The sequence below is a fragment of the Vibrio sp. 704 genome, assembly GCF_033339295.1.
Window position 1 is genome coordinate 247,432 of sequence record NZ_JAWOUH010000005.1, and the last position, 10,883, is coordinate 258,314.

Sequence of the window (10,883 nt, forward strand, 5' to 3'; positions counted from 1 at the left end):
CAACTGACTACATTGTCTCATTTGGTGTCATCTCACTCGACTTCGCCATGATGAACACAATTAGTAACGTTATATAACGATAATGGATTCATTTATCGCGGAGGATTTTCATGCGAAACTCGATTAAAAAGGTAATGGCATTGGTCGGTACATTAGCTGCGTCCACAGCCTTTGCTGCCGATAAGCCCAACATCCTTGTGTTCTGGGGTGACGATGTAGGTGTATACAACATTAGTGCATATCACAATGGTATGATGGGAGGGAAGACTCCTAACATTGATAAAATCGCCAATGAAGGTGCCATTTTCACAGACGCTTACGCACAACAGAGTTGTACTGCCGGACGAGCCTCATTTATTCTGGGTCAACATCCGTTTCGTACCGGTCTATTGACTATTGGTATGCCCGGCGCAAAAGAGGGTATTCAATCGAAAGATCCTACTATCGCAGAGTTACTTAAAAATCACGGCTATGTGTCTGGTCAGTTTGGTAAAAACCACCTTGGTGATCAAGATGAGCACCTACCAACTAACCATGGGTTTGATGAGTTCTTTGGTAACCTATACCATTTAAACGCGGAAGAAGAGCCTGAGTCTGAGTTTTATCCAAAAGATCCAGAGTTTCGTAAAAAATTCGGACCTCGAGGCGTGTTGAAGGCGACTGCGGATGGCAAAATCGAGGACACAGGTCCCCTTACTCGTAAGCGTATGGAAAACGTAGACCGAGAGTTCATGGATGCTAGCTTGGCCTTTATGGAAAAAGCAGTAAAAGAAGACAAACCATTCTTTATTTGGCATAACTCAACCCGTATGCACGTCTGGACACATTTGAGTGAAGAATATCAAGGGAAGTCAGGTTACGGCTTATACGCCGATGGCATGATGGACCTAGATGATCAAGTAGGTGTCATGCTTGATAAACTTGAAGAGCTAGGCGTAGCAGATAACACCATTGTTGTTTTTAGTACTGATAATGGCGCTGAGAAATTTACCTGGCCAGATGGTGGTACTACACCGTTCAAGGGCGAAAAAGGTACGACTTGGGAAGGCGGATTCCGCGTTCCGATGATGGTACGCTGGCCTGGAAACATTAAACCAGGAACGGTTATCAACGATATCTTTTCACAAGAAGACTGGATGCCAACTCTACTCGCAGCTGTGGGCGAACCTGATGTGAAAGAAAAACTATTGAAGGGTCATAAAGCAGCGGGCAAAACCTTTAAAGCACATTTAGATGGCTACAACCAACTTGATCTGCTGACTGGTAAAGCTGATGAAGGCGCACGCAAAGAAATCTTTTACTTCGATGCTGGTGGTAATTTAAACGCCGTTCGTTATAAAGACTGGAAGATCCACTTCAGTATTATGGAGGGTGCCATTAATGAGGCATACCGCAAAACACCTAGTTGGCCTTTGATTGTAAACCTTCGTATGGATCCATTTGAGGTCGGTCCAGATGCAGCACTTTACGTCAGACATTTTTACGCTGATCAAATGTGGATGTTCGTTCCTGCTCAAGCTATCGTGCGTAAGTTCCTAGAGACATTTAAGGAGTTCCCTGCAACGAAAGGTAGCTCGTTAAGTATTGAAAAAGTGGTAGAAACAATGACACAGCAACCTAGAAACTAGACCCTAGGTATCGAAGCTACTGTGGAATTAACTAAGGCCTCAATTGTGAGGCCTTTTATTTCGTTGCAATTGTTTGGTTGCAGCAAGTTATGGTCAAACAAAGATTATCATTTAGTGCTCTCTTTAAACACTTGATTCCAATCTTGTTTCATATCGACAAATAGCCAACCTTGCTCTTCACCTACTTTAAACGATTTATCTAACTTACCAACATGAGAATCTTTATCATACGCCCATTCGCGCTTGTCATCCGTGTGATGGATAATCGCAGAAAATCTTGGACCTGAACCTGCTTTCGTCCACTCTAACATCTGTAAATCACCATCAGAATTACCAAACGCCATTACCGGACGTTTGCCAATGAAGTTTTGGATCGTCACAGGCTTTACTGCTTTGTCATTGACAAAGTCTATTTCCGGCATACGTTGGATGGTAGGTTTTCCATCAACACTTTGATATTCCGCCTTTAACGTCGTTCCCACGATGTTTTGCGTTGGAATGCCGTATACTTCCGGCGCCCAAACGCGCATAAATTCAATTCCGCCTCCAGAAACGATGTAGGTCTGATAGTCGTTCGCTCTTAAATAGTCGAGCAGTTCGAGCATAGGTTGATAGACCATTTCAGTGTATGGTCTACCCGTTGTTGGATGGACAGCCGTTTTCAACCATTCCTTAACTTCTTGATGAAACTGTTCAGTAGACATTCCAGAATGGGTTGCCATAACAAGCTTCATTACACCTTCGAGTCCTTGTTTACCAATCCCCTCCATGTCGCCTTTTAATGCGGAAGCAAAGGGTTCGGTTGTCTTCCAATCAGGATGCTCAGAGGCCATTTCTTTTACTCTATCGATCGCAAAAAACAACTGTAGATAAACAGGCTTTTCTGCCCAAAGTGTTCCATCATTATCAAACGTCGCGATTCGTTGGCTTTCAGGCACATAGGAATCCGAACCTTGGGTCGTTGTTTTCGTAACAAACGCCACAATAGCTTGCTTAGCGTCAGTGTTGTTCCATGACGGAAGTGGATCTTGCATATCAGCAGCAACAGCGTAACTAGACAGAGCAAAACCTGTTGCTAAGACAATCGCCTTTAACTTTATAGCCATCTTAATTCCTTATATTGAGGTGCTAGGTGCGAATCCAATCAAAAGTATAGTTCAATTGAAACAGGCGCATATTGAACTGAAATATGCAACGGCCACCAGAAAGTGACAATGTCACAAATCTAATCCACTATTTTATTAAAATAGAAACATGGAATTTAACGATTAGAGTTTAAATTCATTGGCTTCAACTGATGTAGGGGCACTTTTACGTCCCTTTTTCTGATTGAGCTCTTCAATAACATAGTCGGGAGCGACCTTCGTTAGCTCTGTTAAACAGTCATCCGTTTTAGGGTTGCCGTATCTAACATAGATGTCACACACGGCATACAATTGTTCTGGAGCACCGGATATCAAATACGCTTGCTCAAAAGCGTTGACAGACTTCTTCAAGTCTAACTCTTCTTGCAGAACACCATTTAAATACCAAAAGTAACTGTTCGTCTTTGCCATCGTCGCAGCTTTGTCTATTTCAAACGCCGCTTCTTTCTTTTTGTCTAATCTAACCAAAGCGAGAGATTTAGAATAATGCAGCGAGGCATCTTCTGAATTTAGCTTGATACCCTCGTCAAGCACGTTGATAGCTTTTTGGTCTAGCTGTTGCGCTCGGAAGTTGTCTGCATAGCTTAACCAAACTTGAGGGTTGTTTGGCTCAAGCTTAGTTAACTCTGGGTATATCAGCGCCGCTTTATCCCAATCACGATGCCAACGGTAAACGTCTGCAAGTAATAACTTGGAAACATTATCGTTCTTACTGGACAAGTGTGCTGTCAGCTCTGAAACAGGCCCTTCAAGTGACTGCTGTTGCTCTGAACTCAAATTGGCGTAATCTCGAACGAGGTTAATCGCTGCTGTAATTCGCACCATGGCGGCGTCATCACTCAATAATGGTGAAATCAAACGCCAACGGTGCTCAATCATATATGGCTGTGCTCCCACAATCGCAGCTTCGCGAATACCTGCATCTTCATCCTGCAACCCACGCGCAACTGCAACCAACGCATTTTGGCTTGGATAGTTGGCTAACTCACGTAAAGCATCAATACGTTTTTCTGAAGACAACTTTTTATTTTGCGCATCATAAGACAGCTTTTCGACTCGTTGCGCCGGTGTCATTTGAGCTTCTTGTGGAGTGACAACCGTTGTCGGCGATACCTGGTCTGGGTCTAGCAATGTTGTTTCTTGTGCCACTGTTGTTTGACTCGCAGCAATGCCGATCGAGATCACGAGTAATGATTTAGAGAGCAGCTTAATTTTTTGCATTCAATAACCTATATTCTTTCATTTCCGGGCCTGTAGCAGGCGTAGTGACTATCTTAAAACTTCATTTCAAACACAGTCTGTGTTTGAGTAGCTTGCTGGCGTAGAATCTGGTCACTGTATTTACCGTGAACCACTGGGTTACCTGTCGCTCGTAAGATGTACGCCATCGACTGATCAACATGGGTAAAAAACTTCTTCCAACCCGCGCAGAGATAATTAAGACCAGGCTCACCTTGCCTAGTACGGATAAAACGGTTTTTGGGACATTCTCCAAAACATGCAAATTGATAATCACATTGAAGGCACTGTTGGGGCAGCGTACGACTTTTAGCAAACCCAAATTTCTGCTGCTCAGAGCTATAAGCGAGCGTATCGAGCTTTTCGTGATGAATGTTTCCAACCTTATATTCTGGGTACACGTAATGATCACACGCAAACACATCACCATTAGGCTCCATTGCTAAGCCTTTCCCGCAGATTTCACCTAACGTACACAGTGGGTTTTTTCTGCCCATCCAGGTTTCGATACTGGCTTCAAAGTACTGCACAAACACGTTGCCGATATCGTGTAAAACCCATTCATTGAAAATCGCGATCAGAAAATTTCCCCATGCTTCATCCGCAACGCAAAAAGGCTCAACAACGGCATCTTTATGACCTGGGATCAACCGTTTATCTCCTTGCTTTAGTTGCTCGTTTGGCTCCCAAGTTTGAGGGGCGGTTGTTCTGAATGTTTTCTGCTCAACTATTGGAATAAACTGCATTTGAGGGGAGCGTACTTCATCTCGCAAGAATCGGTACACTTCAAGTGGGTTACGGCCGGTCAAGTTGTTAACACAAGTGAGCGTAGCAAACTTTACTTCGTGCTTATGTAATAATTCAACCGCATTCATAACTTGCCGGAATGTGCCTCTACCAGCTCGGTTTGTTCGGTAAGCGTTGTGCATCATTTCTGGGCCATCAATGCTTAAACCGACGAGAAAGTTGTTCGCCTTTAAAAACTCACACCATTCATCGTTAAGCAGTGTGCCATTAGTCTGGAGATCATTGGAGATCGTAATGCCATCGGGACGGTATTTATTCTGTAGCTCAACAATTGTCTTGAAATAATCCAAACCTAGCATTGTCGGCTCACCACCCTGCCAAGAGAAAATGATTTCAGGTGTATTCTGTCCCGCTATATATTGACGGATATAGGTCTCGAGCGTTTCCTCATCCATGACTGGTGAGCAGCCTGGCTTGTACTCAAGTAAATCTTGTTTGCTTAGGTAGTAGCAATAGGTGCAATCGATATTGCACACTGCACCGATAGGTTTCGCCATGACATGTAATCGCTTGGATGCTTTTCCATTGAACTGCGGACCTTGAGTTATGTGCATTCATCACCTTCTTAGTTGCTAGCCTGCGCCCAACGGCGTTAAGACTAATCATTAAGTTAATCGCCTAGTGTGATGATAATGTTCAATTATTCGTGGCGCTTGTTATAGTGTGTATAACTGTTTTTCATAGACTTGCCTGATAAAATTTTTTGATCATAAATGTTGATGGAGCTCCCCTATGAAGCATTCCAAAAGTAATACTCTTTACCTTGGTGCCACTATTTCGATTTCGCTAATTATGACTGGATGTGCAACAACACAACCTAGCCCTCTTGCTCAAAAAATCGATCAAGATATGGTTCTTATTGAAGGTGGACCATTTACGATGGGCTCGGATAATCCATCAGCAAATAAATCCGAGCACCCGGCTCGCACCGTTCGCGTGGATGATTTCTATTTGGCAAAATTTGAGGTAACCCAAGAGTTATTCGAATCGGTTACAGGCTCTTCTCTGAGTTATTTTAGAAACCCAAATACGCCCGTGAATAACATTAGCTGGCAACAAGCCAATTATTTTATAAAGAAATTGAATGAAAAAACGGGAGAGCACTATCGTTTACCCACCGAAGCAGAATGGGAGTTTGCAGCGAAAGGGGGGAATCTAAGTCAAGGATTCACTTACGCGGGGTCTGATGATATTAACGACGTTGCCTGGTATGCCAGTAACTCAAACAATAAGGCACACAAGGTAGGTCAGAAAAAACCGAATGAGCTTGGCTTATACGATATGACGGGTAATGTTGGTGAGTTTGTTATTGATGCGTTTGATGAAGGCTATTACAAATCAGCACCAAGTGATAATCCGGTAAACGCAAAAGATGAAAAAGAAAGCCTTGCACACAAGTCTGTACGAGGTGGTAGCTTTGCCTATAATGCTGACGAATCCGAAAACTATCGTCGCGATTTTGCTAGCCAGTCAGTCATCATGTCCGACATGGGGCTGAGATTAGCGAAAGACGCTGATTAAACTAAGCAAGAAAAAAGTGGAGCGATAAAAGCTCCACTTTTGGTAATTAGCTCCTATTGACCCCGACAATAGAGGCTTTAAGCTGATCAATAGCTTGTTTAGGTGCATAGTGACTAAGCTCTTGTATGCACCTATCGAAAGCAAAAGCGACAGCACCTTTTTTATGATTTCTCGCTAGAACCTCGCATTGAGCATACAAGTGCTGTGGATTGCCACCGACTTCAAATGCTGTTTGCAACGCTTTACTGGCTTCTAGAACATCGCTTTTTTCTAGAGCTAGACCGTACACGTACCAATAATGAGCATTAGTTTCACCAATTTCTGCGGCGCGTCTAAGTAGCTTTTTCGCATCATCAGCTTTGCCTTGACGCAACAAAGAAAGACCTGCGCTGTATGGTAACGTGCTGGATTTAGGTTGAGCTTTCATCCCTTGTTGTAGCACCGTGAGCGCAGCTTCTTCTTTACCTAGGTGACGATACAAATCTGCTAGGTTAACGTAGCTATTTTCGAAATAGGGTTCGATGCTGATCGCTTGTTTATACAGCTCGGCCGCTTTGTCGATTTCACCTAAGCTGCGGTACACATTCGCCAAATTGGTTCTTCCGAAACCACGATCGGCATTAAACTCTTGAATTTCCATGTACTCTTCTAAAGGTGATTTAATGATATCTTTTTGTAAAGGGGTCATTTGTGCGTAGTTCGCTACCAGCACCGAGGCAGCTTCCGCTCTCACTGAAAGCACCGGGTCACCAAGCAATGGCTCTAGAATCCGCCACCGATCATGAAATTCATAACCAGACGAGCCTGAAATTGCCCCTAATCGAACCATTTCATTCTCATTCTTAACGGCCCTAGCCAAAGATACTGTTGTATTTTGGTCAGTGTTGCCCCCCATTCTCTCCAGGGCTGAAGCACGAATAATGTCTTTTAACGACGAATCCTGAGCAGAGTATGCCAACGCATTTGCTGCTCCTTGATGACCAATTGAATCCGCATAAAATGCGACAGCAAAATGTTGTTGATTACGATACTTCGAATTCGGGTACCATTCTGCTATCTGTTCATCGGCCCATTGATTGCTTTTATCTTCATGGCATGACATGCAAACATTGGGCGTTCCAATGTGTTTGCTCAAATCCGGTCGTGGAATATGCCAACTGTGGTCTCTACGAGGATCGACTTGCATGTAAGTCGTTTCTGGCATATGACAAGTCGTACATTGCGATGCTTCAGATCCAGCCTTATGAAAGGTATGCTTTTCAGGTGTATATTCCAATGCAATATGGCATTGCGAACATACTGCCTCTTCTGGGATCGTTAACTCTGCCGTGTGTGGATCATGGCAATTAGTGCACGTGACCCCCTTCTCCGCCATTTCAGATTGAAGAAACGAACCATAAACATAATCTTCGTCGTAAATCTGTCCATCATGATAGTAGAGTTCAGGTGTTATAAGACTTAAGCGATATTTATCAAAAAAAGAACCTTTAACATGATCACCTGTTTCATTTAACTGGGTTCGGCGACTATGGCATTGAGCGCATGTTTGCACTTGATTGGTTGCTTCAATTGATTTCGGCTGTAACGTACTATGTCCTTCCTCAAACACCCAATCCGACACTGCTTTAGACAAATTTCGATCAAAGCCATAATGGCTGTCATGCTCAAAAGAAGTGCCAGCATTTTTGTATTTCTTGGCCAGTTCTATGTGCTGACTAGCGGGACCATGGCATGCTTCGCATCCCACATTAATCTCTGACCATGAGCTGTTGTAAGTGTTTTTGTCAGCGTCGTAATTCTTCTTTAGGTTCGTTGAATGGCAATCAGCACACATGAAGTTCCAATTTTGCCCGGTATTGGTCCAATAGAATTCATCCGTTGTTGTCGTTTCTGGATAAAGATGAAACCAACGCTGTCCCCCTTCAACTTTAGCTCTTGTGTCCCAAGCAAAAGGAATAAGCTGCACGCGGCCATCTTCAAACTCGACCATGTACTGCTGTAATGGCTCCCAGCCAAATGTATAGCTGATCTTATAGTCATGCCATTGCCCGTCAGAGCCTTGAATGTTGACCCAATATTCGCCGCCTTTTTTAAAAAAACGATTAGGCATTCCTTTGTGCGTTACAACATGGTTATCAAAATCACCACGTACAGAGGTTGTACTTGCATGCTTCATGGCCATATCGTGATGTGACCCTTTCCAAGCCTCCACCTCGTTTTGGTGGCACTCTGCACAAGCTTGTGTGCCAGCATATTCTGGATTTAAGCCTGAAGGAATATTTGGTTTCTCTGTGAATAACTCTTGAGAAAAAGCCATAAAACTGACAACAACGTTGACCAGCAATAAAATGCGAAACCGGCCTGCCCACTGACTCATAGATATCCTTATATTTATAATGTACAACCTAAATCAATATAGACACTAAATCACTGGTTATACAAATAATTACAAGCAATACATAACGACTTTAGTATTGCTTTAGGACCGTAAAACAAGCGAGCATCCTATTGTTTTTCATTTCCATCCCCTCTTCTACTACGCAATAAAAATAAGGCTCTTCAGTGATCTAAATCTACTTTACGAATCTCTACAAACTAACAGAACAATCCTATTTCTTCTTAATTAACAAATAGTTACAACCTAGCAATAACTTATGGTTATATCGAGTATAAGAGGATTTTTCTATATACATCATTAACTTATGCAGCAACTAAGCATAAGGCTCACTTGTGCTTATCTTTACTCTCAACAATCTGGAGTTTTTATGGCAAATCAATTGAGCAAAATCGCTGTGGGCGCAGGACTGTTAGCGGCGTCCAGTGCTGCTATGGCAGCCGACAAACCGAATATTCTGGCAATTTTTGGTGACGATATCGGCTACTGGAATATCAGCGCATACAACCAAGGTATGATGAGTTACAAAACGCCAAACATCGACCGTATCGCGAATGAAGGTGCGTTGTTCACAGATCACTACGGACAACAGTCTTGTACTGCTGGTCGCGCTGCCTTTATTACGGGTGAAGAGCCATTTCGTACGGGTTTGTTAACAATTGGTATGCCAGGCTCTGACCACGGCATACCTGATTGGGCGCCAACCATTGCAGACCTGTTAAAAGAACAAGGTTACATGACGGGTCAATTTGGTAAAAACCACTTAGGTGACCAAGATAAGCACTTACCGACAAAACACGGCTTTGACGAATTCTTCGGTAACTTATATCACCTAAACGCAGAAGAAGAACCTGAAACTTATTACTACCCTAAAGACCCAGAGTTTCGTAAAAACTATGGCCCTCGTGGTGTCATTAAGTCTTATGCCGACGGTAAGATTGAAGACACTGGCCCGATGACACGAAAACGTATGGAGCACGCAGATGAAGAGTTCCTAGAGAGCTCTTTGGCATTTATGGAAAAAGCAGTTAAGGCGGATAAACCCTTCTTTATTTGGCATAACGCCACTCGTATGCACGTTTGGACTCGCTTGCAGGAAAAATACCAAGGTAAATCAGGCGTAAGCATTTATGCCGATGGTATGCTGGAACACGATGATCATGTAGGTGTTTTACTCGACAAGCTGGATGAGCTAGGTGTTGCAGACAACACTATCGTTATCTACTCAACGGACAACGGCGCAGAAACCATGACTTGGCCAGATGGTGGCGCAACACCATTCCATGGTGAAAAAGGTACAACTTGGGAAGGCGGTATGCGTGTTCCTCAACTGGTTCGTTGGCCAGGCGTAATTAAGCCAGGAACCAAGATCAATGAAATGATGGCACACCAAGACTGGTTGCCTACATTATTGGCAGCTGCTGGCGTACCTGATGTAAAAGAAAAACTGGCAGAAGGCTACAAAGCAAATGGCAAAGAGTGGCGTGTACATTTAGATGGTTATAACTTCATGCCATACTTTGAAGGTAAGGAAGAAAAAGGCCCTCGTGAGTCGCTGCTTTACTTTACGTCTAATGGTGAATTAAACGCTGTTCGCTGGAATGACTGGAAACTTCACTTTGCAACGCTTGAAGGGAACCTAAGTAACGCAGTTCGTTTTGCTCCGAACTGGCCTAAAATCATCCACCTACGCGCTGACCCATTCGAAAAAGGCCCAAGCGAATCACAAATGTACTTGCGTTGGATGGCTGACAACATGTGGCTATTTGTACCTGTACAAGACGTTGTGGGAGAGTTCTTTAAAACACTTCCAGAATACCCAATGCAACGTGGCACAGCGATGAACCCTGCTTCACTAAACTACGACTCTCTAAAAATGCAAGAGAAGCTGCAACAACTAGACAAAGTTGAACAAGAAATCAGCAAGTTTAAGTAAACTAAGTTAACGTTAGTTAATCAGTAACATTAAGCCAGCAGACCATTCTGCTGGCTTATGTGTATCGCCACATAGGAACTTACTTAAATCGCCTGTTTAGCCTATACAAAGTGGGCATTATGAGTACAAACTGAAAAGTAAATTACCACCTTCTAAAGAAGGTGGCTTTGTGTGAGCCCCCTAAAAGGGGGCCTTTGTTTAGTCCAGCGCCA

Annotated in this window: 7 protein-coding genes; 3 read left to right on the plus strand and 4 right to left on the minus strand. The window is 43.4% G+C overall.

Translation table 11 applies throughout. The features are described 5' to 3' along the window. Nucleotides 1-110: 110 nt before the first annotated feature. The gene (locus R7R24_RS10625) at nucleotides 111-1,628 is read left to right on the plus strand and encodes an arylsulfatase (protein ID WP_005377761.1); all 1,518 of its coding nucleotides are present in this window, start codon (nucleotides 111-113) and stop codon (nucleotides 1,626-1,628) included. 107 nt (nucleotides 1,629-1,735) lie between these two features. Here R7R24_RS10625 and R7R24_RS10630 read toward each other — a convergent pair whose 3' ends face one another. From R7R24_RS10630 to R7R24_RS10640, 3 genes are all read right to left on the minus strand, one after another. After that, the gene (locus tag R7R24_RS10630; RefSeq protein WP_054579698.1) at nucleotides 1,736-2,734 is read right to left on the minus strand and encodes an HAD family hydrolase; all 999 of its coding nucleotides are present in this window, start codon (nucleotides 2,732-2,734) and stop codon (nucleotides 1,736-1,738) included. 162 nt (nucleotides 2,735-2,896) lie between these two features. Beyond that, nucleotides 2,897-3,994, minus strand: coding sequence for a hypothetical protein (locus R7R24_RS10635; protein ID WP_025766714.1), 1,098 nt, complete (start codon nucleotides 3,992-3,994; stop codon nucleotides 2,897-2,899). A 53-nt stretch (nucleotides 3,995-4,047) separates the two neighbouring features. After that, nucleotides 4,048-5,373: an anaerobic sulfatase maturase gene (locus R7R24_RS10640; RefSeq protein WP_054579697.1), complete on the minus strand. Its 1,326-nt coding sequence runs from the start codon at nucleotides 5,371-5,373 to the stop codon at nucleotides 4,048-4,050. A gap of 238 nt (nucleotides 5,374-5,611) precedes the next feature. Between R7R24_RS10640 and R7R24_RS10645 the strand changes: the two genes are divergently transcribed. Further along, nucleotides 5,612-6,340 carry a formylglycine-generating enzyme family protein gene (locus R7R24_RS10645; RefSeq protein WP_372430352.1) on the plus strand — a complete coding sequence of 243 codons (729 nt, stop codon included), beginning with the start codon at nucleotides 5,612-5,614 and terminating at the stop codon, nucleotides 6,338-6,340. A 46-nt stretch (nucleotides 6,341-6,386) separates the two neighbouring features. On the opposite strand, the gene R7R24_RS10650 is transcribed toward R7R24_RS10645, so the two are convergent. Next, nucleotides 6,387-8,717, minus strand: a complete 2,331-nt coding sequence (locus R7R24_RS10650) for a tetratricopeptide repeat protein (RefSeq protein ID WP_054579696.1) — start codon at nucleotides 8,715-8,717, stop codon at nucleotides 6,387-6,389. Nucleotides 8,718-9,105: 388 nt separating this feature from the next. Here R7R24_RS10650 and R7R24_RS10655 point away from each other — a divergent pair, with 388 nt between their 5' ends. Beyond that, nucleotides 9,106-10,671: an arylsulfatase gene (locus R7R24_RS10655; protein WP_005377767.1), complete on the plus strand. Its 1,566-nt coding sequence runs from the start codon at nucleotides 9,106-9,108 to the stop codon at nucleotides 10,669-10,671. Nucleotides 10,672-10,883: the final 212 nt, after the last annotated feature.